21 protein-coding genes are annotated in these 25,902 nt (G+C 73.8%); 14 read left to right on the forward strand and 7 right to left on the reverse strand.

Going from position 1 to position 25,902, the window contains the following annotated elements; genetic code table 11:
• Positions 1-15 precede the first annotated feature (15 nt).
• Positions 16-1,497 (reverse strand): alpha/beta fold hydrolase, encoded by a 1,482-nt coding sequence (locus ACWGKU_RS03955; protein ID WP_452177329.1) that lies wholly within the window; start codon positions 1,495-1,497, stop codon positions 16-18.
• A 390-nt stretch (positions 1,498-1,887) separates the two neighbouring features.
• Here ACWGKU_RS03955 and ACWGKU_RS03960 point away from each other — a divergent pair, with 390 nt between their 5' ends.
• The 7 genes from ACWGKU_RS03960 (at position 1,888) to ACWGKU_RS03990 (ending at position 12,540) form a co-directional block, all read left to right on the forward strand.
• Positions 1,888-3,006 (forward strand): hypothetical protein, encoded by a 1,119-nt coding sequence (locus tag ACWGKU_RS03960; RefSeq protein WP_452177330.1) that lies wholly within the window; start codon positions 1,888-1,890, stop codon positions 3,004-3,006.
• A gap of 364 nt (positions 3,007-3,370) precedes the next feature.
• On the forward strand, positions 3,371-3,931 hold the full coding sequence (locus ACWGKU_RS03965) for a hypothetical protein (RefSeq protein ID WP_452177331.1): 561 nt from the start codon (positions 3,371-3,373) through the stop codon (positions 3,929-3,931).
• Positions 3,932-4,425: 494 nt separating this feature from the next.
• Complete coding sequence (locus ACWGKU_RS03970; protein ID WP_401052245.1) at positions 4,426-5,247, forward strand: SDR family NAD(P)-dependent oxidoreductase; 822 nt, start codon at positions 4,426-4,428, stop codon at positions 5,245-5,247.
• 36 nt (positions 5,248-5,283) lie between these two features.
• Positions 5,284-5,358, forward strand: coding sequence for a 50S ribosomal protein bL37 (locus ACWGKU_RS03975; RefSeq protein ID WP_401052252.1), 75 nt, complete (start codon positions 5,284-5,286; stop codon positions 5,356-5,358).
• Between the two features lie 554 nt (positions 5,359-5,912).
• Positions 5,913-7,280, forward strand: a complete 1,368-nt coding sequence (locus tag ACWGKU_RS03980; RefSeq protein ID WP_452177332.1) for a hypothetical protein — start codon at positions 5,913-5,915, stop codon at positions 7,278-7,280.
• 356 nt (positions 7,281-7,636) lie between these two features.
• Positions 7,637-8,020, forward strand: a complete 384-nt coding sequence (locus tag ACWGKU_RS03985) for a CU044_2847 family protein (RefSeq protein WP_401055229.1) — start codon at positions 7,637-7,639, stop codon at positions 8,018-8,020.
• Positions 8,017-12,540 (forward strand): nSTAND1 domain-containing NTPase, encoded by a 4,524-nt coding sequence (locus ACWGKU_RS03990; protein WP_452177333.1) that lies wholly within the window; start codon positions 8,017-8,019, stop codon positions 12,538-12,540. Before ACWGKU_RS03985 ends, ACWGKU_RS03990 begins: the two co-directional genes overlap by 4 nt.
• A 40-nt stretch (positions 12,541-12,580) precedes the next feature.
• Here ACWGKU_RS03990 and ACWGKU_RS03995 read toward each other — a convergent pair whose 3' ends face one another.
• Positions 12,581-12,880: a hypothetical protein gene (locus ACWGKU_RS03995; protein ID WP_401049306.1), complete on the reverse strand. Its 300-nt coding sequence runs from the start codon at positions 12,878-12,880 to the stop codon at positions 12,581-12,583.
• A gap of 295 nt (positions 12,881-13,175) precedes the next feature.
• Here ACWGKU_RS03995 and ACWGKU_RS04000 point away from each other — a divergent pair, with 295 nt between their 5' ends.
• The gene (locus tag ACWGKU_RS04000) at positions 13,176-14,357 is read left to right on the forward strand and encodes an RICIN domain-containing protein (RefSeq protein ID WP_452177334.1); all 1,182 of its coding nucleotides are present in this window, start codon (positions 13,176-13,178) and stop codon (positions 14,355-14,357) included.
• A 176-nt stretch (positions 14,358-14,533) separates the two neighbouring features.
• Here the strand turns inward: ACWGKU_RS04000 and ACWGKU_RS04005 are convergent, their stop codons facing one another.
• Together ACWGKU_RS04005 and ACWGKU_RS04010 are read right to left on the reverse strand one after the other, a co-directional pair.
• On the reverse strand, positions 14,534-14,761 hold the full coding sequence (locus tag ACWGKU_RS04005) for a response regulator transcription factor (protein ID WP_401049302.1): 228 nt from the start codon (positions 14,759-14,761) through the stop codon (positions 14,534-14,536).
• A 57-nt stretch (positions 14,762-14,818) separates the two neighbouring features.
• Positions 14,819-14,989, reverse strand: a complete 171-nt coding sequence (locus ACWGKU_RS04010) for a hypothetical protein (protein WP_401049300.1) — start codon at positions 14,987-14,989, stop codon at positions 14,819-14,821.
• A gap of 133 nt (positions 14,990-15,122) precedes the next feature.
• Between ACWGKU_RS04010 and ACWGKU_RS04015 the strand changes: the two genes are divergently transcribed.
• Positions 15,123-16,148, forward strand: coding sequence for a helix-turn-helix transcriptional regulator (locus ACWGKU_RS04015; RefSeq protein ID WP_452191334.1), 1,026 nt, complete (start codon positions 15,123-15,125; stop codon positions 16,146-16,148).
• Between the two features lie 183 nt (positions 16,149-16,331).
• Positions 16,332-16,904, forward strand: coding sequence for a hypothetical protein (locus tag ACWGKU_RS04020; RefSeq protein ID WP_452177336.1), 573 nt, complete (start codon positions 16,332-16,334; stop codon positions 16,902-16,904).
• Between the two features lie 57 nt (positions 16,905-16,961).
• On the opposite strand, the gene ACWGKU_RS04025 is transcribed toward ACWGKU_RS04020, so the two are convergent.
• Together ACWGKU_RS04025 and ACWGKU_RS04030 are read right to left on the reverse strand one after the other, a co-directional pair.
• Positions 16,962-18,374: a M1 family metallopeptidase gene (locus ACWGKU_RS04025; RefSeq protein WP_452177337.1), complete on the reverse strand. Its 1,413-nt coding sequence runs from the start codon at positions 18,372-18,374 to the stop codon at positions 16,962-16,964.
• 28 nt (positions 18,375-18,402) lie between these two features.
• Complete coding sequence (locus ACWGKU_RS04030) at positions 18,403-19,365, reverse strand: M28 family peptidase (RefSeq protein WP_452177338.1); 963 nt, start codon at positions 19,363-19,365, stop codon at positions 18,403-18,405.
• Positions 19,366-19,527: 162 nt separating this feature from the next.
• On the opposite strand from ACWGKU_RS04030, the gene ACWGKU_RS04035 reads away from it, so the two are divergent.
• Both ACWGKU_RS04035 and ACWGKU_RS04040 read left to right on the forward strand, forming a co-directional pair.
• On the forward strand, positions 19,528-20,271 hold the full coding sequence (locus tag ACWGKU_RS04035) for a response regulator transcription factor (RefSeq protein ID WP_452177339.1): 744 nt from the start codon (positions 19,528-19,530) through the stop codon (positions 20,269-20,271).
• A complete protein-coding gene (locus ACWGKU_RS04040; protein ID WP_452177340.1) occupies positions 20,261-22,300 on the forward strand; it encodes a sensor histidine kinase in 2,040 nt (679 codons plus the stop codon). The genes ACWGKU_RS04035 and ACWGKU_RS04040 overlap by 11 nt, the downstream gene beginning before the upstream one ends.
• A gap of 31 nt (positions 22,301-22,331) precedes the next feature.
• Here ACWGKU_RS04040 and ACWGKU_RS04045 read toward each other — a convergent pair whose 3' ends face one another.
• Complete coding sequence (locus ACWGKU_RS04045; RefSeq protein WP_452177341.1) at positions 22,332-24,011, reverse strand: hypothetical protein; 1,680 nt, start codon at positions 24,009-24,011, stop codon at positions 22,332-22,334.
• A gap of 246 nt (positions 24,012-24,257) precedes the next feature.
• Between ACWGKU_RS04045 and ACWGKU_RS04050 the strand changes: the two genes are divergently transcribed.
• A complete protein-coding gene (locus tag ACWGKU_RS04050) occupies positions 24,258-25,340 on the forward strand; it encodes an NAD-dependent epimerase/dehydratase family protein (RefSeq protein WP_452177342.1) in 1,083 nt (360 codons plus the stop codon).
• Between the two features lie 59 nt (positions 25,341-25,399).
• Positions 25,400-25,894, forward strand: coding sequence for an NUDIX domain-containing protein (locus tag ACWGKU_RS04055; RefSeq protein WP_359904633.1), 495 nt, complete (start codon positions 25,400-25,402; stop codon positions 25,892-25,894).
• Positions 25,895-25,902 lie beyond the last annotated feature (8 nt).

The raw sequence follows: 25,902 nt of genomic DNA on the forward strand, positions 1-25,902 counted from the left end.
GGCCAACGCCTGCCACTACTTGAGCAGGAAGTCGTACACCGCCTGCCGTCCGGCCGGGTTCGCCGCCCGGTTCTGCACCGAGTGCGCCGCGCCCGGGACGATCACGATCCGCGGATGGTGCGCGAACTCGGCCTGCTGGAAGAGCAGTTCATAAGGCGTGGCCAGGTCCCGGTCGCCGCCGAGCAGCAGCACCGGCACGTCGGGCAGCTTGCGGTGCGCCGGCAGGATCGGCGGGACGGGCTCGCGCGGCCAGTCCAGGCAGACCAGGAGGCTGCCGAGCCCGGTCGCGGTCGCAGGGTCGAACGGCCAGGTCTGCTCGGTGGTCAGCCGCTGCCGGGTGCGCTCCAGCGCGGCCGGCCGGCCCCCGACGGGGGTGTCGGTGGTGCCCCACGGGAAGTGCGAGTCGGCGCACAGGGTGGCGGAGTGCAGCCCCTGGCTGAGATCCCCGGCCGGGGCGGCGTCGACCTCCCGGTGGACGAGTTCGAAGAAGTCCTGGAGCTTCGCGGGCTGCCCGGCGGCGGCCTCGTGCAGGATGTCCGGCACCCCGCCGTAGTCCGGGTCGATGAACTCGTAGCCGGTGAGCGCACTCAGGATCTGCGCTCCGTTGCCGTACCGCCGAACGGTGGTGGCGAGGTCGGCGGCCGGATCGGTGGTGCAGCCGGTGGCCCGGCAGGCGGCCCGCAGGACCCGGGCGCTCGCGGGCAGCGCGGCCAGGTCGAGGGGGTCGAAACCCTGTGGCGGCGCCACCGAGTCGAGCACCAGCCGCGCCACGTGCGCCGGGTGGGCGAGCGCGTACCGCTTCGCGACGATGGTGCCGTAGGAGACGCCGTCCAGGGTGAGGCGCCGGTCGCCGAGGGCACGGCGCAGCAGGTCGATGTCGGCGACGGTGTCGGCGGTGCTGTAGTGGCGGGCGTCGGTGCCGAGGGCGGTGGCGCAGTCGGCGACGGACCGCTTGCGCGGCAGGGCGAGGTCGGAGGAGCCCATGTCCTCCTGGAGGCCGGGGCATTGGAGCGCGTTCCGGCCGGTGCCGCGCTGGTCGTACATGACCAGGCGGTAGTCCTTGAGGACGGGCTCCAGCTTGCCCGCGATCTGCTTGATCGCCGGGACGCCGGGCTGGCCGGGGCCGCCGGTGAGGAACAGCAGGTCGCCCCTGGGGGCCTTGGTGTTGCCGGTGACGGCGACCGCGAGGTCGAGGCTGCCGGGGGTGGCGCCGCTGTGGTCGAGCGGGACGGTGAGGGTCCCGCAGGTGAACTCGGGCGCGTCCGGGCAGGGTGCCTGCCCGGTGATCCCGCCGCCGGCCAGGGCTTCGCCGTCGGCCGAGGCTTCGGCTAACGCTCCGGCCCCGGCCAAGGCTCCGGCCCCGGCCCCGGCTCCGGCTCCGGCTCCGGCCAAGGCTCCGGCTCCGGTGGAGGCGAGGGCGGGGGTCGCCAGGGTGGTGCCGGCGACCACCGCGAAGGCGCCCGCCAGGGCGGCGATGCGGCCGCGTGTGCTCGTCATGTGTCGTCCTTCCGCTCGCACCGCGTCCGTACGGACACGGTCACGGAAGCAGCCTGTGCCCGGGGCGCGTCGATGGCGAGCGTTCGGGCGGGATCCGAGTGGGAACGAACCGTCAGGCCCCGGACGGCCCCGGAAGGCCCCGGAAGGCGGAGCGGCGCCCGCGTACGGGTGCCGCTCCGTCTCGGGCAGGGCGATGCCGACGAGGTCCAGCGCCCCGCCGAGCATCGGCGCACTGTCGTCACTCAGTGTGATCAGCGTTTGGCGGACGTCGTGAGGCGGGGTGCGGCGGCTTGCGCCTAGCGTGGCGTTCCGGGGGCGATCCGAGTACTTCCGCGGGTCGGGCCGTCCGGGAACCGGAGGTCCGGTCCGCCCTCCAGAAGGCATGTGCACATGAAGCTTCGGGCATGTTCGAACGCGCTGGTGACCACCGCGCTGACCCTCGGTCTGGCCGCTGCCGCGTCCCCGGCCGGCGCGGCGGACCCGCCGCCGTTCCTGGACCGGCTGCACACCGTGTCCGCCGTCGCGTCCACCGTCCCCGAGAACGGCGACGTCAACCCGTACGGCACGTTCACCATCCAGGAGAGCGTCGGTGACCTGCACCGGGGCAACGTCCTGATCAGCAACTTCAACAACTCCGCCAACCTCCAGGGCACCGGCACCACCCTGGTCCAGGTCACCCCGGGCGGCAGCAGGACGACGTTCGCCACGATCGACCCGAACAACCTGCCCGGCCCCTGCCCCGGCGGGGTCGGCCTCACCACGGCGCTGACCGTCCTGCCCGGCGGCTGGGTCGTGGTCGGCAGCCTGCCCACCGCGGACGGCACGTCCGACACCGCCGAGGCCGGCTGCCTGCTGGTGCTCGACCGGCACGGAACCGTCCGGGAGACCATCGCGGGCGACGGCATCAACGGTCCGTGGGACATGACCGCCGTCAGCACCGGAAAGCGCAGCGAGCTGTTCGTCACCAACGTGCTCAACGGGACGGTCGCCGGCGGCGGCGCGGAGGTCGACCGGGGAACCGTCCTGCGGATCACCCTGTGCACCGAGGACGACCAGCCGCCGCAGCGGGTGGCCACCACCGAGATCGGCTCCGGGTTCCCCGAGCGGACGGACCCGGCGGCCCTGGTGGTCGGCCCGACCGGGGTCGGCCTCGGCCATGACGGCACGCTGTTCGTCGCCGACGCGGTGCTGAGCCGGATCACCGCGATCCCGCACGCGGTCGCCCGCACGGACAGCGCGGGCATCGGCCGGGTCGTCACCGAGGGCGGCGGCCTCAACGCCCCGCTGGGGCTGGCGATCGCACCCCGGGGTGACATCCTCACGGTCAACGGCGGGGACGGCAACATCGTCGAGACGACTCCCGAGGGGCGGCAGGTGGCGAGCAAGCAGATCAACAACGAGGGCACCCCGCCCGGCGCCGGTGCGCTCTTCGGTCTCGCGCTGGATCTCGACCAGGACGCCGTCTACTTCGTCAACGACGCGGACAACGCGCTCGACGTCCTTCACTGAGCGCGGGAACCAGGAGGAGCGGTGCACCGGCGGTGGTCGCGGCCGGTGCACCGCGGCCCGCCCACGGCGGGTGGATCGGGCGCCTCCCCGGATCGCGCGCCTCCTGGGAACCGGCGTCTCCGTCGGTATTGTGCGGTTCCGGAAAACCGCAGACGAATACCGGAGGGGACTGCTGTGTGTGATGAAGTAGAACGTCGTATCTTCTCAATGTTTGATTCGGATAACGATCAGATCGTTTCCCGGTCGGAATATCTCTCGCGGGTGGACCGGGTGGTTACGGCCCTGGCTCCCGTGCGCGGCGCCGAAGCCGTGGTCCAGGAAATTCGTTGATCGAACCCGAATTCAACAGGAGAAGATCCAGCTCATGAAACCCGTACTCGTCGGCGCCGCACTGACCGCCGTGGCACTCCTCGAAGCGGCCATTCCGGCCGGCGCCGCCTCCGCCGATCCCGAGGTCGACGCCACCTGCGTGCGCACCCTCCACGGCACCTTCGACACCCCCGTCGGCCCCGGCGGCGGCAACGCGCCCCAGGCCGACACCCTGCACATGACCGGCACCGTGAAGTGCGTCGACCCGGCAGGCCGGCCCGTCGCGGCCGGGACCGTCGACCACACCGTCACCCTGCCGCGCACCGAATGCACCGGCGACGAGCACGGCGACACCTCGGCCACCCGCGTCACCTGGGCGGACGGCGCCGTCTCCACGTTCGGGTTCGACCGCGTCGACGTCGTCAAGGCCTACGGGACCGCCTCGCTGGTCGCCGCGGGCAGGGTCGCCTCCGACAGCGCGCGCTTCGCCGGTGACACGCTGAACGGCGCGGGCACCAGCATCAGCACCGGGTGCGGCACCATGGCCGGCGCCCGCACCGTCGACTCCACGACGGTGATCCGCTTGTCCCACCGGCCGGGGCCGGCAACCGGCTGACGCACCGGAAGCCGGGCCGGGGTCGTCGGCGCGAGGGACCGGCGTGCGCCCGTCGCCGGTCCGGGCGGGCGCGTCAACGATGCGTCAGTAGCGCGTCGGTGGGCGTCAGGGGTTCGTCAGGGAGGGTGAACGCGCTTGCCCCGGGCATGCGGGCGGGCTTTGATGGAGCACATGCACCGCTCGACACGCCACCACGACCGCCCGCCGCATAGTCGGCCGCGGATCGTCGCTGTCGCGGTCGCCACCGCCGTCCGGTAGGACCGAGCCGCTTCCCGCTCTCCGCCGGCCGCGGGGTACGGGGTCCGGTGTCCTCCACCGGCTCCGTGCCGATCACCGCCGCCCGTCCCCCGGCCCCGACCGGCTCCGAGGGGCGGGGGACGGGCGGCCTCCTCTCATCGCACCACACCTTTCCCGCACCGGCGGCCCCGGGAGCGAGCGGCCCTGTGCCGCGCAACTCCCGCACCCCGCCGGTGCCTTCCACCCTTGGATGGGTCATGTCCGACACTGTGCTGTCCGCCCGCACCGCCCTCGTCACCGGTGCCTCCTCCGGGATCGGTTGGGAGACCGCCCGACTGCTCGCCGGGTACGGTGCGACCGTGCTCGTGCACGCCCGGACCGCCGCCGAGGCGGCGGAAGCCGTCGAGCGGCTGGTCGCCGCGGGCGCCCGGCGGGACCAACTCGTCGAGCTGGCAGCCGACTTCACCCACCTCGCGGAGGTCGCGGTGCTGGCCGGTACGGTCGTCAAGCACTATCCGGCGCTGGACCTGCTGGTGAACAACGCCGCCGCGATGGCGCCCGAGCGCTGCACCCTGACCGGCGACGGCAACGAGGTCTCGCTCCAGGTCAACTTCCTGGCCGCGCACCTGCTGGCGAGGCTGCTGCGCGCCCCGCTCGCGGCGGCCGGCGACGCCCGGATCGTCAACGTCTCCTCCTCGCTGCACCGCACCGCCTCGATGAACTGGTCGGACCCGCACCGGACGAAGAGGTACTCGCGGGTCGCCGCGTACGCGCAGTCGCAGTTGGCGCTCACCATGGCGACCGCCGGGATGGCCCCGGCCGGCTCCGGCATCACCGCCGTCAGTCTCGACCCGGGCCAGTGCGCCACCGCGCTGCTGCCGCTGTACGGGCGCACCGGCGCGCCGGCGGCGGAGGGGGCGGCGGCCGTGGTGCGGCTCTGCCTGCCGGGGACGGTCGTGGCCAACGGCGCCTACTTCGACGGCGAAGCCATCGCGCCCGTGGCGCAGGCCGCCCAGGAGGAGCGCTCGCTGAAGCGACTGGCCAGGCTCGCCGACCAGCTGGCCGGCCTGGCCGCCTGAACCGCCGGCACCCCACGGACCGGGAGGAGGAGCACGATGTCCAGGCGCGCCCGCAAGAAGAAGGCCCGGCGGAAGAAGAAGGCCAACCACGGCCGGAAGCCCGGGCGTTGACCCGATGGACCCACCCGGTGCCGCGTGACACCGGCACCGGGTGCGCCGCTTGAGGACCCCGGGGCCCGCCGTCCGGCTGGACGGACGGAGGGCCCCGGGGCTCGGCGCTCCCGGAAGGTGCTCGGCGTACGGGCCTGCGACGGGCCTTGCCGGGCAACAGCGGACGATCACCGGCCGAAGCACCGCCAAGGCTTCGTCAAGATCGCGGCCGGCGGCGTCAAGTAGGCGTTAGAGCGAGCGGACGGGTGTTCGGCCGCGCCTAGCGTGAGCTGCGAGGAAACGGTTCTCCAGTCGGGCACGCGTCCCGGCGGCGGACCGTTGGCCGAACCCCGACCCCCGGCGGGTTCCTCCGGGGAAGGTTCGGCGGCCGGTGAAACAGGGGGAGGGGGCGCGCGGCGATGCCAACGGGAACGTCGGGCGGTACGGCGGTCGTGGGGAAAACGGTCGCGCCGGAGACGGCGCGACAGGAGACAGCCGAACCACCACCCGGGCCGCGCGCCCCCCGTCACTGGCGCCCCGGGCGCAGCCGGGCCCGGTGGACCACCCCGCGCCTGGTGCGCGGGCTCACCGGCCTCTGCCTCGCGGCGCTGCTCGGCGCCGGAGCGGTCGGCGGCGCCGTCCTGGGCGGGGCCCGGGACGGCACGGACGTGATCGGTCACCGGGCGGCCCCGCAGGTGGTGCGCTCGGCGGACCTGTACTTCGCGCTCAACGACATGGACGCCCAGGCCGCCAACCTGCTGCTGTTCGGCGCCGATCCGGACTACGCGGCGCCGCGCAGGGCGACCCTGGACACCTTCGAACAGCGGCGCACCCAGGCCGACACCGACCTGCAGCAGGTCGCGGAGGCGGCGGCGGGCGACCGGGCCGGGGAGCGGGCCGTGCAGACCGTCATCGGTGAACTCGGGAGCTACGAGGCCCTGACGGCCCGGGCCCAGCTGCTGGAGGACCAGGCCCGGGCCCCGGCCGGCCGCCCGTCGGCCGAGGCCCTCGCGGCCTACCGGCAGGCCACCGACCTGCTGCGCCAGCGCCTGCTGCCCGCCGTCGACGACGTCACCAAGGCCAACGCGGCCGTCGTGGAACGCAACTACACCGACCGGCGTGACGCCCTGTCCGGCGGCCGGTGGTGGATCCTGCTCACCGGTCTGGTCGTGCTGGCCGCGCTCGGGCTGCTGCAGCGGGTGCTCGCCGTGCGCTTCCGGCGGCTGGTGAACGTGCCGCTGGCCGTCACGAGCCTGCTCGCCCTCGTGGGGCTGGCCGCCGCGCTGACACTGGCCTCCCGGACCGATCACCGGCTGGTGATCGCCAAGAGCAACTCCTTCGACTCGGTGATCGCGCTCAGCCGGGCGCGCGCGGTGGCGTACGACCTGAACGCCGACGAGAGCCGCTACCTGACCGACCCCGCCCGGGCGGCCGCCTACGAGCAGAGCTTCCTCGACAAGACCCAGTCCTTCGCCCGGGTCGACGGTGCCGCCCTCGCCGCGTACAACGACCGGCTCGCCGTACTGGCGGACCGGCACCGGGCCGACCACGGCCAGGTGGGGTTCGGCGGGTACCTCGGCGACGAACTGCGCAACATCACCTTCCCCGGGGAGCAGGACGCGGCGGAACGGGTCCTGGCCGCCTTCCAGCAGTACCAGCGCGACGACCGGAGGATCCGCGAGTTGAACGCCCAGGGGAGGCTCAAGGAGGCCGTCACCTACAACACCGGCCTCACCCCCGGCCAGTCCAACGCCGACTTCGGAACGCTCGCTGCGGCCCTGGACGACAACCAGGCCATCAACCAGCGCGCCTTCGACGCGGCCGTCGCCGCCACCGACGGCGACCTCGACGCCGTCACCGCGGGTACGGGCGCGGCGGTGCTGGCGGCGGCACTCGCCCTGACCGTGCTGGGAGTGCGGCCGCGCCTGCGCGAGTTCTCCTGACCCAGGGGCCGGGGCCGTCATGGAGTCGGCTCCGGGGACGCTCTCCGTTCCTGCCCGGGCCCTCTGCCGTGGGGAGGTCCGAGACCGTCCGCCGGGTGCGGTACGGCGCGAGGAACGCGCTGAGGGCGGTGGCATCCGCCCACCGCTGAGATCCACAAGTCTTAGTACTCATATACGAGTTGTCGCCATTTCTGTCCGTTCCCGAGGCACTCCCCGGTGCGGGCTTGTACGGTGATTCCCCCTGCCCGGCAGGCGGGTTCCCACGGGTTCGCGCCGGCCGCGTCGGCGGGAGCGATACGGGGACAGGGACAGGGACACCACGCACGCATGGGGCCGTGAGGCTCCGAGGGGGAGAGATGGCGTACCTCGTTGAACTGCCGGTCGGTCCGGGGGCCGGTATCCCGGACGTCGTGAGGATCGAGATCGAGCAGGCCGCGGAGGGCCTGGTGCAGGTGGCCCGGCCCGGCCAGGTGGTGGCCCGTGCCACACGGTCGCTGGGCGAGATGCTGGCCGGGGTGAGGCCGGTGGCGCAGGACTTCGTCGACGGCTTCCGCGGCATGGCCCACGCACCGGACGAGATCGGCATCGAGTTCGGGCTGTCGCTGTCCGCGGAGGCGGACGTGGTGATCTCCAGCACCTCGGCGCAGGCGAACTTCAAGGTCTCGCTGACCTGGAAACGGACACCGGCCGACGGGACGGACCAGGTGGTCGAAGCGGCGGCGGAGGAGCCCGCGCCGTGACGGCGCCGGTCCCCGGGCCCGTGGAGGGCGTCGGGTCGAACGCGCTGGACGCCGCGGTGCTGCGGATCCACGACGCGCTGAGCAGGCCGGTCGGTGCCGGCTTCCTGGTCGCACCCGACCTGGCCGTCACCTGTGCGCACGTGGTCTCGGCGGCGCTCGCCGGGCAGGGCGTCGAACCGGGCGTCGGGTCCTGGGTGTTCGTGGACCTGCCCCTGCTGCCGGTGCCGTCCGGGGCGGGTCGGCCGGCCGTGGCGGGGGTGATGGCGGTCGTCGAGCACTGGGTGCCGCGGACCCCGGAGCGCGGCGGGGACGTCGCGGTGCTGCGGCTGGCCGCCCCGCTGGCCGGCGCCCGCCCGGTCCGGCCCGTCGAGACCAGGGCCGAGAACGTCTGGGACCACCCCGTGCGGGTGTTCGGCTTCCCGGTGGGCCGTTCGGACGGGGTCTGGCACGCGGGCGTGCTGAGGGGCCGACAGGGCGGGGGGCTGCTCCAGGTCGACCTCGCCTCCCGGGGCTACCGGGTCTCCGGGGGGTTCAGCGGGAGCCCGGTGTGGGACGACCGGCTCGGCGGGGTGGTCGGCATGGTGACGATCGCCGAGGCGACCGATCCCCCGGTGAGCTACCTGACCCCCACCGACGGCCTGACGGCGGCCTGGCCCGGGCTGCGGGCCGTCGCGATGCCGCCGTCGCCGTTCCGCAGCCTGACCTCGTTCCAGGAGTCGGACGCGGCGGTCTTCCACGGCCGGCACACCGAGAGCGAGGAGGTCGCCGTCCTGACGGCGCGCGAGCGCTGGGTCACCGTCGTCGGCCCCTCCGGCTCCGGGAAGTCGTCGCTGGCCATGGCCGGGGTGGTCCCCCGGCGCCGTGCGGCGGGGGCGCTGGCGGTGACCCTGCGGCCGGACTCCGGCAGCAGTCCGCTGTCGGCGCTGGCCGCCGCGCTGCTGCCGTTGCTGGAGCCGGCGCTGTCGGCGACGCAGCGTCTTGAGCGGGCCCCCGTCCTGGCCGCCGTGCTGGCCGGGCCGCGAGGCATGGCCGACCTCGTGCCCCGGCTCCTGGAAATCCACGGCGCGAACCAACTGCTCCTGGTGCTGGACCAGTTCGAGGAGCTGTTGGTGCGCGGCCGGTCCGCCGTCGACGAACTGGCCGCAGTGCTGTTCACCGACACCCTGCCGAACACCGTCCGCGTCCTGACCACCCTGCGGGCCGACTTCCTGGAGGAGGCCCTCGCCCATCCGCTCCTCGGCCCGGTCATCGGCCGGCAGGTCTACGCACTCGGCCCGATGAGCCGCGAGCAGCTGCACCAGGTCGTCACCGCGCCGGTCGACGCCGTCGCGGGGGTGCGCTACGCGCCCAACCTGGCCGAGCGCCTGCTGGACGACACCGGAGCCGAACCGGGCGCGCTGCCGCTGCTGGGCTTCACCCTCGACCTGCTCTGGCGGCGCCAGGACGCCGGTCTGCTGACCCACCAGGCCTACGAGGCGCTCGGCGGCGTCAAGGGCGCGCTGGGCGCCTACGCCAACGACGTCCTGCGGTACAAGGTTTCGCCGGAGGAGGAGAAGGGGGTCGCCCGTCGTCTCTTCACCCAGCTCGTCCGGGTGCCACTGGGTTCGCTGTCCGCCACCCGTCGGACGGCGTTGCGCACCGAGCTCGGCGAGGACGAGTGGCGCATCGCCCGGCGGCTCGCCGACGAGCGGCTGCTGGTCGTCGGGCGCAGCGCCGAAGGCGTGGACACGGTGGAGCTCGCGCACGAGGCGCTGATCAACGCCTGGGACAAGCTGCGCGCCTGGGTCGAGGAGGACCGCGCGTTCCTGGCCTGGAGGGAGGTCCTGCGGCACGACCGGGAGCGCTGGGAGCGCGGCGGGCGCGACCACGATCTGCTGCCGAAGAGGATCACGCTGGCGGGCGCCGAGCCCTGGTTGCACAGCCGGGCCGGGGATCTGAGCGAGGCCGAACGGGACTACCTGGAACGCGGTCGCGTCCACCGCCGGTCGCGCCGGCGGAGGCAGGGCACGGTGGCCGCGGCGCTGTGCGTGACGCTGCTGGCCGCCGCGACCGGGGGCGTGCTCACCGTGCGGGAACGCCACGCCACCGCCCGGGAGCGGGAGGCCACCGCCCAGAAGGCCGCGGTCGTCGACTCCAAGGATCTGGCCGCCCGCGCGCAGGCCCTCGGCGGCACCGATCCCGGACTGGCCGCCCAGTTCGCGATCGCCGCCCACCGGACGTCCCCCACCCGGGAGGCCGCCGCCCAGCTGTACGACCTGAGCGGCTCGTTGCTGAACAGTGTCGTCGGCGAGGTCGGGAAGGACACCCTCGTCATGGCGACCGCCGCCCGCGCGTCCCTGGTCGCCGCGGTGAACCAGGACGGAGTGGTCCGGATCTGGGACATCGCCGACCCGGACGCGCCGGCGCTCCGCTCGACCGTCGAGGTCGGCCTGACGGGCATCGCCCTCACCCCGGACGGGTCCCACCTGGCCGCCTCGTGCGGCACCGGGGGAGGCCTGTGCCTGTGGAGCCTCGCCGACCCCGGGAAGCCCGTGATCGCGGCCCGTCTGCCCTTGGCGACCGACCCGACGGGGGAACGGGCGGGCGTCATGTCGATGGCCACCAGCGCGGACGGCACGCTGCTGGCAGCGGCCCTGGGAAACGGCGACACCCGCCTGTGGTCGATCGCCCGGCCCACCGCCCCCACGGAGCTCGCCCGGCTGCGCAACCCGACCGGGCAGGGACCCGCGGCCCTCGCCGCCGTGGCCTTCGCACCGCGGGGAAGCCTGCTCGCCACCACCGTTCTCGGCGGCAGGACCCAGCTGTGGGACATCGCCGACCCGGTCAACCCGGTCAACCCGGTCGACCCGGCCAATCCGGCCACCCTGGAGACCGGGTACAAGTCGATCGTCTTCAGCCCCGACGGCGGCCTGCTGGCCGCCGGAAGCCAGCGGGACGTCGGTCTCTGGCGGCTCGGGGACCCGGCCCACCCCGAGGCCGTCAGAGTCTCGACGGGGGGCTCCGCGAACGTGAGTGCGGTGGCCTTCAGCCGGGACGGCCGCCAGCTCGCCTACGGCGGGACGGACGTGAAGGACCCCAAGGGCGATCTGTGCTTCGTCCCCCTGTCCGCGGACAACCTGGCCCTGGTGTCCGCGAAGTCGAGCTGCATGAAGACGGCCTCCGGCCTCTACGCCATGGCCACGACCGTGGCCGGCGGGCTGCTGACCGTGGGCGCCGACGGCGTGCTGCGCCGGTGGCGCGCACCGGTCCGGCAGATCGACGAGGCCCGGCTGCCCGGCGGCCTCCCCTCCTGGTCGTTCAGCCCGGACGGCCGCCTGATGGCCGCGGCGCAGCAGGTCACCGCAACGGCGCCGACCCCGACCACGCAGTCCGTCGGGCTCTGGGACCTCTCCGCGTCCACGGGCCCCGCACTCGTCGCGACCCTGCCGGTCTCCGTGCGGAGCACCGCGTTCCTCCGCGCGGACGCGCTGCTGACCGTCGGATGGGAGGGCGAGGTCCGGCTCTGGAACGTGAGCGATCCGCACCGCCCGGTCAAGGCCGGCTCCCTCGGCACCGCCGACTTCCCCGCCACCCCGTCGACCGTCGGTGACGTGATCATCAGCTTCGGGGTGACCTGGGACGACCGCGGCCACCTCATCGCGGTGATCAGGGGCCGGGCACTCCACCTGTGGCGGGTCACCGACTCGCTCGACGCGACGGAGGTCGGCTCGATCCCCGCCCCCGACGCCGACGGCCACGACGCCGGCCTGGTGAACCACGGCCGCACGGCCTACCTGGCGAGCAAGGCCGGCTTCGACTGGTGGGACGTCAGCGACCCGGCGAAACCGAGGCGCACCGGCTCGTCGGCGATCAAACCCCCGGAGGGCTCCTCCGATTCCGGCGGCTCCGCCGACTCGCTGAACATGGGTTCCGCGCTCTCCCGCGACACCCCGGCCGGTACGGTCATGGCCGTCACGAGCACACCGGACACCAGCTGCAAGTGCTCGGCCCTGGAACTGTTCCACTTCACCGCCGGCGGCGAGCCGACGTCGAGGGTCACCGTGCCCGGTGCCTTCAACGACGTCCTGGGACTGAGCAGCGACGGCCGGCTGCTCGCCGCCGGCGCCAACAACGGAAGCGCCGTCTCCCTCTGGGACATCGGCGATCCGGGGCATCCCCGGCCCGAGACGACCATTCAGACGGTGCAGGGCGTCAAGGGCGTCGAATTCGCGCAGAACGGCGCGCTCATGGCGATCTGGAACAGCGGCACCCTGGAACTCTGGGACGTCCGCAACCCCACCAGCCCCGTTCTCGTGGTCTCCGTGGCCAATCCGAGCGGCGACACGATCCGCGCGGTCGCGCTCGTGGCGACCGGGCCCACCCTCCTCGTCGCCTCCAACAGGACCGTCTCGCTGCTCGACACCGATCCCGCCAGGCTCGCCGACCGCCTGTGCTCCTACAGCAGGGGCTCCGTCAGCCCCGCCCAATGGCGCCTGTACGCGCCCGACATCGCCTACCGGAACCCGTGCCCGAGCCGCTGACAGGGCTGCGGCCGTCCTCGGCCGCAGCTGCGGACAACTCTCAGGCTCCGTGCTCCCGGGCGGACGCGATGGCCGCCCGTACCGTTTCCAGCAGGGCTTCCAGGCCCTGGGCCCGCTGCCATTCCTCGGCCGAGAGGTGCCAGGTGTGCTGCGTCGCCGGGGCCTCGGGCGGACCGGCGACGACCTCGACGGTCCGCCTCCCCTTCCGGTCGGGGCCCGTGACCCGCAGGTCCGTGTTCCGGATGTGGAACCGCTTCGGAGAGCTCCCGAAGACCTCCAGGACCCGGCCGTCGAACGTGTAGAACTCTCTGCCTGCCCTGGCCGTGATCTCGTCGGTCATGGGGCGACGCTACACGCGGGACCCGCGGCTGTCAGGCCTCCGTCCGGCGGCAGGTCCGTCACCGCTCCGGCCGCGGGGCGTGTCACGTGATCCAGGTACCGCCGCTCCGGCACCGGATCTTCGTGACTGTCCGTGACCATCGCGGCTCGGCAGGATCTACCTCACCGAACGGAACGCCGGCAGGAAGGCGGACCGGACAGGTGGCGGCGGTGACGCCCCCTGGCCGCCCGCACCCGTACCGCGTTGTGCCGGTCCGCCTGACGCTTCCTCCGAACTCGTCCGAAAGCAGCCCATCATGAGCGCCGTTAGCGCCCGCCTGAAGAAGTCCGCCACCGCCACCGCCCTGGCCGCCAGCCTCCTCGCCGGGGCCGGTACGGCTCTGGTCGCGGCCCCGGCCCCGGCCGTCGCGGCCGACTGCGCCGGCAAGGACGGCGTCGGGGGTGGCAACTGCACCAGCGCCCTGATCGGCGCCGTCTCCGACACCGTCAAGTTCGTCCTCGGTGCGGCCAAGCAGGCGAAGATGGAGAACGCCCAGTTCACCCAGGCCCTGGTCACGAAGCTGAGCAGTGCCGCGCCCGGCTACAACGTCCTCGTCTTCAAGTACGACGGGACGGACGCCTTTGACACCAAGTGGTTCAAGAACGACTACTCGGCGAACATGCGGGGGGTGATGTTCGAGGACGACGTCAGGCTGGAGCACCACGACAAGGAGGGCGGGCCGCAGGGCTACGACGACTTCAAGGTCTGGGTCTTCGCGGGCGAATCGGACTTCGTCAACTACGGTGACGGCGGCTTCATGAACTGGGCCTTCATCGGCCACGACTCGGACACCAGCGGCCACGGGGGCCGGCACATCCACTTCCCGGCCCGAGTGGTGCCGGGGTCCACCAGCGGCTCCACCCCGCCGCCCGGAACCCCCTCGACGCCGCAGGTGCCGATCGGCGGCCAGGTCATCACCGTCCCCGCGGTCCCCATCAGCAGCCCGGAGACCCCCGGCATCCCCGCGCACGAGACCGGCGACACCGGGAGCAGCATCCCCGGCGGCCACATCCGGATGGGGTTCGGTGTCGCCGACTCGGGCGCCGCCCAGCTGGGCGGCACGCTGCGCCCGAGCGTCAAGAACGGCCGGGCCCCCGCCGCCAACGGCTCCGCGAGCGGCAGCCCGGTCACCGCCGCCACCAGCACCGCCGCCAAGTCCACCGGCTGGGTCTTCACCCAGGACGCCGGCGGGCTGTACAAGATCACCAACGCCGTCACCGGCCTGGCCCTCACCGAGAACACCAAGAGCTACCTGGCCGAGGCGCGCCCCTGGACGGGCTCCGCCGCCCAGAGGTGGGAGGTCTTCGCGTTCGGCGACGGCGAGTACCAGATCCGCGTCAGCGCCGACGACTGCCTCACCTACGACGAGGACAACAAGGCCCTCGGGGTCTGGACCTGCACCAACGACTGGAACCAGCGCTGGACGATCAAGGCCTGACTGCCCCTCGCCCGACTCCGCGCCCGACTCCGCGCCCGACTCCGCGCCCGACTCCGCGCCCGACTCCGCGCCCGACTCCGCGCCCGACTCCGCGCCTGACTCCGCCCCTGCCGGGACCCGCCGGCGGGGGCGGGCCCGTGTCCGGCCCGACATCGCGCACGCGCCCCGGGGCCGCGTCACGAGGCGGGGAGGCCATGGCCGTGGGTGAAGGCGAACAGTGCCAACTGCATGCGGGTGGTGGCGCCGGTCTTGCTACGGATCCGTCGGAGGTAGGTGTCGACGGTGTGCGGGCTGAGCTGGAGGCGGCGCGCGATGGTGTCGTAGGTGGCTCCTCGGGCCAGCAGCTCCAGCACCTCCACCTCCCGGCGGCTCAGGGCGGGGGTGGCGGTGGCGGGTCGGGACATCGGGGCACTCTCCTGGCTGAGGGGACGTCGAACGGGAGCGGTGGTCACGGCGACCGTTCAGTAGACGGGCTGGCAGGAGGGGGTCGCGCACGAGCCGCCCCACGAGGTGTCGTCCGCGTGAACGTTGCGGGCCGCCGTCGGCTGGTCCTGCGGAACGGCGAGCGCGGCGGGGGCGCTGATCCCGAGAAGCGCCGCGAGCAGTACGGCGGCGGTGATGAAACGCTTCATGGAGTCCTCCTGGAGGGAACCTCAACGGTTCGCCGAGCGGGTCCCGGCCTGTGATCTAGCATGTCGGCGAGATGATCACGCGCCTACGGGCCGACCACCTCACCAAGCTGGGTGGCAGCAAAGTGACTGGGGGATGTACATGGATGTTTCCGGCGAACCGGACGATCGGGCGGGCGGAACGGAACCCGATCAGGTCGACGCGGCGGTCTACTCCTGGGTACTGGAACACCACCGGCTCGAACCCGCCGCCATCGCCGCAGACTTGGGACTGAACCCGGACCGGGCCGCCTCCTCGGTACGCAGGCTGAGCGCCCTGCGCCTGGTGTACCCGGACCCGCAGGACCCGGCGGCGGGCTACGCCGTCGCACCGGAGGCCGCGATGGCCCGGCTCGCCGCCCCCGTCGAGGCCCGGATCCGGCGCGAGCAGGAGGAGCTGGCCAGGGGACAGGCCCAACTCGTCGGCTTCTTCCCCCACTACCGGCGGAGCGGGCGGATGGCCGGCGCCGGTGAGGGGATCGAGGTCATCAGCAGCCTGCAGGAGGTACGGGCGGCACTCGACCGGGCCTCGGACAGCTGCCGGATCGAGGTACTGGCCAGCCAGCCCGGTGGCGGAAGCCGCGTGCCGGAAGCCATGGAGGAAGCACTCGGCCGTGACCGCGCCCTGCTCGCCCGCGGGGTGCGGATGCGCACGCTCTACCACCACACCGCACGCTTCAACGGCCCCAGTCAGGCGTACGTGGAAGCGGCCTCGCCGCTCGGCGGCGAGTACCGCACCGTCCACGAGCTGTTCGGCCGGATCATCGTCTTCGACCGCGAACTCGCCTTCATCCCCGCGAGCGACGGCTCCTGGGGCGCGGTGGCGGTCCGTCAGGAGTCACTGGTCGCCTATCTGTGCGAGATCTTCGAACAGTCCTGGTCGTGTGCCAGGCCGTTCTCCGCCGCCACCGAGGACGGCCTGGAGCAGGTCTCCCAGGAGATCGACCGGACCATCCTGCGGCTGCTCGCCGCCGGGCTCAAGGACGAGACGATCGCCCGCCGCCTCGGGATGTCTCTGCGCACCGCGCGGCGTCACATCGCCGACATCATGGGACAGTTGGACGCCGAGAGTCGGTTCCAGGCCGGTGTGGCCGCCGCTCGTACCGGGCTGCTGGGCGAGTAGCGACACCCCGGGAGGCAGGGGTGCGGGGGTGGCCGGGTCACTCGGGTGGCAGGGTCACGCGAGTCCGGGACCGGAGGCGCGGGACCGGGTTCGCGTGACTGTCCCGGCGCCACCACCGGAATCCATGATGGAGCCCGGCGAAGGGAAGCCTCCCGACGCGAGGCTCCGGAACGGAGGACGACGGTGCAGTGGGGGCCGGACGATCAGGAGAACGAACCGGCCGACGAGAGCGGCTACCTCCGGGAACTCGCCGCGTTCCTTTCGGCCCGGTCCGGTGGAGGACCGGCCGTCCTGTGGACGGACTACGAGCCCCCCGTCACCGGCGACCCGTCCACGGCGGAGGCCGCGGCAGCCCTCGCCACCGGGCTGAGCGCACTGCTGGGCGTCACCGTCCGGAGCCTCCCTCAGGGCCCCGCGGACCCGCACGCGGCACAGATGCGACAGGCCGATTCGGAGGAACTCCTGGTACTCCAGCTGTCCTCCGTCACCGACATCCTGGTCGGTGCGCCGACCGCCTCGACGGCCTCGACGGACACGATCCCCGGTCCGATCGGCTCCACCGCCTCGACCGACGCGCACCGGGTGCCGCTGGCGGTCCGACTGCGGGGCGGCCAGGCGCTCTTCGTCCCGTGCCGCTCGACCTGCACGCTGCTGCCCGAGCCGGGCTCCCGGCATGCGGTGCTTCAGATCCCGACACCGCGGACCGGGCCGCGGGCCCGTCCCGGGAGAGGCCCCCGGCCCGGCGTCGGCTCGTAGCCACCGGGGTGATCCCGGTGCGGCTCCGGTCCGGAGCCGCACCGGCCCGGCGGCGGGCTACCGGTTGCCCAGGGGGCCCGGGTAGAGGTACTCCTCGGCGGGGAGCGTGGTCCCGTGGGCCCAGGCGTCGAAGAAGCCCTTGAGGTCCTTGCCCGACACCCGCGCGGCCAGTGCCTCGAACTGCGGGAACGAGGCGTTGCCGTAGGCGTGGTCGGCGGTCCAGCGGCGCAGGGTGGCGAAGAACGCGTCGTCGCCGACGGTGCGCCGCAGGGCGTGCAGCATCAGGGAGCCCTTGAAGTACAGGGCGGGGGCGAGCTCCTTGCCCTTCCCGGGGTCGTACAGCTTCGTGGACCAGAACGAGGGGTTGTCCTTGTTCTCGGCGACCACGTGGGGGTAGAAGCCGGTGTCGAGGTCGGCGCCGTTGTGCTCCTCCCACAGCTGGTTGGCGTACTGGGCGAAGCACTCGGCGATGCAGCCGTCGCGCCAGTCGGTGAACGAGACGCTGTTGCCGAACCACTGGTGGGCGCTCTCGTGGACCACCCCTTCGTCGTAGAGGGCCCCGATGTACGTCGGCCGGCTCTGGGTCTCCAGGGCCGCCGCACCGCGTCCGGGATTCTTGGACTCGCCGACCACGATCGCGCCCGCCGAGGAGAACGGGTACGGGCCGAACTTCGAGGCCAGGAAGGCCAGGACGTCCGGTTGCGCGGCCTCCGTGGCCGCGTCGATCGGGACGTCCGGGCTGTACGCCGTGATGACGGGCCTGCCGTCGGGCAGCTGGGCCCGGTGGACGGTGAACCGGTCGATGGCGACCGTGCCGAGGTACGTCGCCATCGGCCGGTCCTCGCGCCAGCGGAACGTCGTCGTGCCGTTGGCGGTGGTGGTGGGCCCCGGCAGGCCGTTGCCGATGGCGGTCCAGCCGTCGGGGACGGTCGCCGTGAGGGCGAAGGTGGCCTTGTCGGACGGGTGGTCGTTCGACGGGTACCACGAGGTCGCGGAGTGCGGTTCGCCCGACACGTTCGCGCCGCCGTTCGTCAGGGTGTGCCAGCCCTCGGCGTCGGGCGTGCCGGCGTACGTCACCCGGACGGCGAACGTGGCGCCCCGGGCGACCCGTTGGGCCGGGACGACGACCAGCTTGTGCTCGCCGGAGCGCGAGAAGGACCGCGCGGGCGTGCCGTTCACGGTGACCGAGGAGACCGTGAACCCCTTCAGGTCCAGGTTGAAGCGGTCCAGCGCCCGGACGGCCCGGGCGGTGACGGTCGTGTCGCCGTCCAGGTGGTCCGTGCGCGCCGGGTCGTAGGCGATCCGGACGTCGTAGTGCCCCACGTCGTAGCCGGAGTCGCCGTCATCGGGGAAGTACGGGTCCCCGAGGCCGGCCGCCGAGGCGGGCAGGGCCGTCAGGGCGACGCCGAGGGCGGTCGCGGTCGCCAGCACGGCGGCGGTCCGGCGGCGGGTGGTCGGTGTTCCGGGCATCTGTGCCTCCTGCGGGGGTGTCGGGTGGTCAGGGCCGGGCGGTGGCGGGGGCGGTGGCGGAGAGCTGCCACACCACGCCGATCAGGGCGTTGGTGCTGGTGGTCTGCGTCGCCGGGTCGACGTTGGCGAGGTTGTCGCAGGCATCGTGGATGCAGTCGGAGATGCCGGTGCTGAAGCCGGAGGACGGGATGCCGGCCTTGCCGAACGACTCGTTGTCCGACCCGCCCACGCCGATGTCGAAGGTGGCGAGCCCCCGGGCGGCGAACCACGACTCGAAGACCTGCCCGGCCGCGCTGTCGGCCTGCTGACCGTCCTTCACCACGAGCCACTGCTGGGTGTTCCGGCTGCCGGTCTGGTCGAAGTTGAGGTACAGGTCGACCGCCTTGCGGTCGGCGTCGGACAGGCCGCGGACGTAGTCGGCCGAACCGACCAGGCCGACCTCCTCGGCTCCCCACCAGGCGAACCGCAGGTGCCGGGCGGGCTTCAGCCGGGCCTTGGCCACCTGGAGGGCGGTGGTCAGCACCGTGGCCGAGCCGGACCCGTTGTCGTTGATCCCCGGGCCCTGCTTGACGCTGTCCAGGTGGGCGCCGGAGAGCAGCACGTGGTTCGGGTCGCCGCCGGGCCAGTCGGCGATCAGGTTGTAGCCGGTCGCGCCGTCGTGCGAGAAGCGGCGCACTTCGGTGCGGAAGCCGGCCCGGTCCAGCGCGTGGCGCACGTACGCCAGCGACTCCGCGTATCCGCGGGTGCCGTGCGCGCGGTTGCCGCCGTTGCGATCGGCGATCCGCTGCAGGGCCCGCAGGTGCGGCATCACGTCCTCCTCCGCGACGGTCGGCGCGGTGGCGGGCCCGGAGGGGACCGCGGTGGCCGCCGTGGCGGCGGAGGGGACCGCGGACAGGACCAGGGCCACGCCGAGGACACCGGCGGCGAGGGACAACGGACGGGAGGACGGCTTCGGGGAGGGCTTCGGGGACGGCTTCGGGGACGGCTTCACGAGGGGCCTCTCGGGAGGGGACCGGGGCACTCGGCCCCGGCGGACCCCGCCACACTCTCCGCCCGGTGTCAGGAAGTTGTCAGGAAGCAGTCGGAAAGCGGTGGTGACGTGGGAGGACACGGTCGGGGAACGGCGATCGGACGGCGCTTTACGATCATCCGTATGTGCGCACACGTGGTGGTTGCCGAGGACGATCCCAAACAGGCCGACCTCATCCGCTTGTACCTGGAACGCGAAGGCCACCGCGTCGACGTCGTCCACGACGGCCGGGCCGCCCTGGAGCGGGCCCGCCTCGGATCGGTGCAACTCCTCGTCCTCGACGTCATGATGCCCGTCCTGGACGGCCTGGACGTGTGCCGCGCCCTGCGCGCCGAGTCCCCCCTGCCGGTGCTGATGCTGACCGCCCGCACCGCCGAGGAGGACCTCCTGCTCGGACTCGACCTCGGCGCCGACGACTACCTCACCAAGCCCTACAGCCCCCGGGAGCTGGTCGCCCGGGTCCGCGCCCTGCTGCGCCGCGGCTCCCGGCCGGCCCCGGCCCGGGACACCCACGGCGGCCGGGACGCCCAGGACGCGTCCGGGCCGCAGGCCGTCCTGCGGGTCGGACCGCTCACCGTCGACCCGCTGCGCCACGAGGTCACCGCCCACGGCCGTCAGATCGGCTGCACACCCGCCGAGTTCCGGCTGCTGGAAGTGCTGGCCGGCCAGCCGGGCCGGGTCTTCACCCGCGCCCAGCTGCTGGAACACCTGCACGGCATCGACCGCTACATCACCACCCGTACCGTCGACACCCACGTGATGAACCTGCGCCGCAAGATCGAACCGGATGCGCGCCGCCCCGTCGCCCTCCTGACGGTGTACGGCATCGGCTACAAGCTCGCGGAGGAGCCGCCCGGTGCGTCCTGACACCCCGCTGCGCCGCAGCCTGACGGTCCGGCTGCTCGCGCTCTCCGCCCTGGTCTCCCTGTGCTCCATCGCCGCGACCGCCTGGCTGGCCGCCCGCACGACCACCGGCGCGATCGAGCGGGAGCAGACCCGGGTCCTCGTGGACCACACCCGGATCTACGACGAACTGCTCGGCTACGCCGCGACCCACGCCGACTGGAGCGGGGCGCAGGAGACCGTTCGGCGGCTCGCGGACGCCACCGGGCGCCGCATCGTCCTGGCGACGCCGCGCTTCGAACCGGTCGTGGACTCGGCGGCCGGGGCGGGTGCCGGTGCCGGTGCCGGTGCCGCTCCCGTTTCCGTTTCCGTGGACGGGCCCGAGACCGGTCCCGCGTCGACGACCGGTGAGCGGACGGCCCTGCCCCGTACGCCCACCACCACGGTGGACCCGCTCGCCGTCGACATCGCCATGCTGCCCGGCGCACCGAGCGACCGGATCGACGCCCGCGCGGCGGGGCCGTTCCGGCCGACCGCCGCCGAGCACGCGACCCTGCGGGCCGCCCTGCTGCGGCAGGCGGACTGCCTGCGGTCGGCGCTCGGCATCGAGGCGACCGTCACCGACGACCTCGCCGGGCGGCCGCGGCTGCGGACCACCGACGACCGCGCCGACGGTGTGCGCTGCGCGTCCCCCGTGGTGATGGCGGCCCCGACCGACTCCGAGCGCGCCGCGCTCACCGACCTCACCGCGCTGGTCAACGCCTGCCTGGCCCGCCGGCAGGCCGGTCCCGTCACCCTGTCCCTGGGGCCGGACGGGATCCCGGCAGGGCCGGCGCCGCAGGACCGGGCGATGTCCGCCTGCCTGACCAACGCCCGCCGGCAGCAGCTCGTCCAGTACGTGGCGCCGCCCGTGCTGCTGTTCGTCGACACCCCGGTGACCGCCCCGAAGGTCACCGGCGCCGGAGCCGGGGGCGAGGCCCCCACGGCGGTGTCCGCGTCGATCCCCGCCCACCCCGGGCGGGTCGCCGAGGTCGCGGCCCTGGTGCTGTCGGTGACCGTGGCGGTCACGGTGACGGTCGGCCTGCGGCTCTCCCGGCCGCTGCACGCCCTCACCCACGCCGCCCGGCGGATGGCCGACGGGGACCTCTCGGCCCGGGTGGACGTGACCGGCCGCGACGAGATCGCCGGACTCGCCGCCGCCTTCAACGCGATGGCGGAACGGCGCGGGCAACTGGAGGACCTGCGCAAGGCGATGGTGGGCGACATCGCGCACGAGCTGCGCACTCCACTGAGCAACATCCGCGGCTGGCTGGAGGCCGTCGAGGACGGCGTCGCCACGGCCGACCGGGCGCTGACGGGCTCGCTGCTCGAAGAGGCCCTGTTGCTCCAGCACCTCATCGACGACCTGAAGGACCTGGCCGCCGCCGACGCGGGCGAACTGGCCCTGTACCGCGAACCCGTGGACGTCGAGGACCTGTTGGCCCAGGTCGCCACCGCGCACGGAGCCCGGGCGCGGGCGTCCGGAGTGGCCCTGGCGCTGGCCGTCGAGCCTTCCCGGGACGCGTCGTCCGGGAACATGTCGTCCGGGAGCGCGCCGGACGGCTCGGTGGCCGGCGCCGAGCTGTTCGCCGACCCGGTGCGCCTGCGCCAGGCCGTCGGCAACCTGGTCGCCAACGCGGTCCGGCACACCCCGGCGGGCGGCACGGTCACCCTGCGGGCCCGCACCGACGCCGACGCCGTCCTCATCGAGGTCGCCGACACCGGCAGTGGCATCGCCGAGGCGGACCTGCCGCTGGTGTTCGAGCGTTTCTGGCGGGCGGAGAAGTCCCGCAGCCGTCGGACCGGCGGCAGCGGTCTCGGCCTCGCCATCGTCCGCAAGCTCGCCGAGGTCCACGACGGCAGCGTCCGGGTGGCCAGTACCCCCGGCAGGGGCTCGGTGTTCACCGTGCGCCTGCCGGTGGCCCCGACAGCGGCGTCGGGGCCACCGGGCCGGGGCCGGAAGGAGCCGGGGGCGACGGCCTCGCCGCGCCCGGGGGTGTCGAGCCGCTCGTAGGCGCCCCGGCCGCCGCCCGCCGCCCGCGAGGTCAGACGACGGTGAGCAGCGTGCCCTCGTACGCGAGCCACTGGGCGAAGGCGTGCAGTCCCTTGGCATGTCCGGTCGCCGGTGTCCAGCCGGGTGGGCGGGGGCCGTCCGGGAACGCCGGCCGGGGGGTGGGGGGTCCGGGCGCCGGTGGATCGGTCCGGACCGGCACCGGGCGGACGGCGGTGTGCACGGCGTGCGCCAACTCGCCGAGCGTGGCGGGCTTTTCGCCCGCTACGGTCAGGGCGCGGGCGGTGGGCCGGGTGCGCAGCACGGCCAGCACGGCGTCGGCCAGGTCGTCCGTGTAGACGGGGTGCACCTCGGTGTCGGGGCCCTCCTGGACGACCACCGGCCGGCTGCGCAGGGCGTCCCACACCATGCGGCCGACGAGGGTGTCCCGGGAGCAGCCGGGGCCGTACACCTCGTCCACGGTCAGGGTGTACGGCCGCGGGTCGTCGGGCAGGTGGATCCTCAGTTCCCGGGCCGGGGCTCCCGCGCGCAGGCCGGTCAGGTCGAGGACGGCGTCGGGCGCCGCGTCGCCGGTGAGGTCGGCCAGTCTGCGTGCGAGGTGCTCGCCGAGCGGTGTGGCGCCGCCGCGCAGGGTGAGGCCGGCGGGCCGCCGGGGCCGGCGGGGGGCCGGGCGGTCGGCGGCCTCGTGTCCGGCGGCCAGCGCGCGTCGTGCGACGGCGGCCAGGGCCTCGCGGCGTTCGGCGAGGTGTTCCTCGGTGCTGGTGTTGCTGATGCCGCCGGGTCCGATCGTCGCGATCGCCTCGGCGTACACCTCGGCCCGTACCGCCGGCGCGGAGCCGTCGACGTCCAGGCCGAGGCGGGCGGCCTCGTGGCCCATGGCGAGGGCCGTGAGCCAGGTCCCGCGGACGTCCGGCGCGTCCGGCTCCGGCCCGGGCGGCGCGAACAGCGTGCGGGGCAGGCCGAGGCCGTGCAGGTACTGCTCGCAGTCCAGGTGCAGCCAGCGTTCGGGGCCCGGCCCGGTGACCCGTACCGCGCAGCGGGCGACGCCGTACTTGAGGAACGGCAGGACCGTCAGGCCGGTCAGCCGGTTCCCCTCGTCGCCGGGCCGGTCGCCGGGCAGGAAGCAGACCGAACGGCGCGGCCCCCGGAAGGCGTTGCCCGAGATCGAGCCGCGGTCCTGGTGCTCGGCGAGGTTGGGGACGGAGACGTAGCGGGGGACGCCGGCGTCCCGGAGGTAGCGGTGCATCAGGATGTCGTCGGGCCAGCCGCCGAGGCGCTCGCGGCCGTAGCGGACGAAGCCTTCGGCGACGGCCCGGGGGAGCACGATCGCGACGCACGGGAAGTACTCGTTGACCGCGCCGATCCAGCGGGCGCCGGCCATGGCGCCGAATCGGGCCGCGGCCCCGTTGCGGGAGTCCCACAGGGCGAACAGGGCCAGTGCCGCGTCCGGCATCGCGTCGACGGCGAGGCGGACCCGTTCGAAGAACGTTTCGGACAACAGCATGTCGTCCTGGACGACCAGTTGGTGGGTTGCGCCGTCCTCGACGGCCTCCCAGGCGGCGAGCGCCGTGCGCAGCACCGAGGGGGTGCCGGTGGGGTCCGGGTCCATGACGACGCGCAGCGTGCCCGGGGGCGCCGCCAGGGCCATCCGCTCGGCGGCCCGCCGGCGCTTCGGGTGGGTCATGACCACCCCACTGAGCTGATGGAGCGTCATCTCATTTCCCTGTCTCTGGTGGGGCGTAAGGGACTTGGTGGATCCACTGGAGCGATCGGCTACTGCGGGTGCCACCGGTTCCGGACAGTACGGATCGCGCCGAGGGCTGGCAAGAGTGCCGAATTCGCACTGGCGGAGCGGTTGGAGATCCACGGATGCTGGGCTGGCACGCCACCTTCCGTGTGAAGCCTGTGGCTGTGTGTGAGCGCGCATCCGAGTTCGCCGTCTCCACGGAAAGGGACACACATGTCCGCTGGATCGCACGCGCCATCGAACGAAGCCGGAGCCGACGGGGGCGAGAGCGTCGAGGCCCGGCTGGAGAAACTGCGCGACGCCCGCGTCGTCGTGACGGGGGGTGGGGGCCTGGTGGGCAGCCGGCTCAGCGCCCTGCTGTGCCGGGCCGGTGCCGAGGTCGCCGTCCTGGACCGGATGGACGCCTACCCCGAGTCCGGCCACGCGGTCTTCGGGGTGGAGAGGAGTGGGGCCCGGCTCGTCGTCGGCGACGTGTGCGACCGGGACGCGGTCGCCGGGCTGCTCCGGGAGGCCGACTTCGTGGTCCACGCCGCCGCCTACGCGGACGTGGCCGCCTGCACCCGGAATCCCGAAATCGCCTTCCGGGCCAATGTGCAGGGCACCCAGGTCGTCCTGGAGGAGGCGGCCCGGGCGCGGATCCGCCGCCTGGTGCTGGTCTCGTCCGCGTCCGTGTACGGCGACGGCCCCGCCGACTCGCCCGGCCCGCACGTGTTCCACGAGGACCAGCCGCTGTTCCCGCTGTCGGTGTACGCGAACGGCAAGCTGTGGGCGGAGCACCAGACCCGGCTGCTGCTCGGGGCGTCGTCGGGGTGCGAGCACGCGATCGTCCGGTACTTCTCGGTGTACGGGGAGCCGCAGATCCCCAAGCCGGGCAGCCACTCCTGGATGGTCCCGTGGCTGTCCCTGCAGGCCCGGCTCGGCCGTCCCATGCGCCTGAACGGGGGCGGCGTCCAGGTGCGCGACCTGGTCCACGTCGAGGACGTGGCCGAGGCGACGGCGCTGGCGCTCGTGGAGGAGGGGATGGCGGGCCGGACGGTGAACGTGGGGACGGGCCGCCCGACGTCCGTCCGGGAGGTCGCGGACCTGCTCACCCCCTACTTCCCGGGGGCGCGCCGGATCGTCACCCCGCGTCCCGAGGGCGATCCGCTCGGGGGCTACGCCTCCACGGAGCGGTGCCGGGAGCTGCTGCGCTGGCGGGCCCGGATCGACGTGGCGCAGGGCGTGGACCGGTACGTGCGGTGGCTGGAGTCGACACCCGAGGCGGTGCCGCGCTGGCTGGTGGAGGAGAACGCGTGACAGTCTGTGGCCCCGTGGACGTCCGCCGTGGGGCGGGCCGCGAAGGAGGCGGTGCGGGCATGGGTTACGTCGGGTCGTACACCTGGTCACTGCGTCAGAAGGTGGGCGGCAGAAAGCTGTTGATGCCGGGCGCCCAGGTCCTGCTGCTCGACGCGGCCGGCCGGGGGCTGTTCCAGCAGCGGGTCGACAACGGCGTGTGGGAGCTGCCGGCGGGCGCCTGCGAGGAGGACGGGGGCTTCGCCGACGCGGCCGTCCGGGAGGTGGCGGAGGAGACCGGGCTGCGGGTGGAGAAGGAGGACCTGGTCGCGTTCGGGTCGCTGTCCGATCCGGCCGTGCACACCCTGACCTATCCGAACGGGGACGTCACCCACTGCTTCGCGCTGTGCTTCGTGGCCCGGCGCTGGTCGGGGGAGCTCGCCCCCGGGGCGGACGAGGTGCGCCGGGCGGAGTTCCGGCGCCTCGACGATCCGCCGGGGCCGCTGCACCCGCCCACGGCGGTGGTGCTGTCGATGTACCGGGCGTTCGTCGCCGAGGGGAGGTTCCAGGCCGGATGAGCGAAGAG

The sequence above is a fragment of the Kitasatospora sp. NPDC054768 genome, from assembly GCF_053612025.1.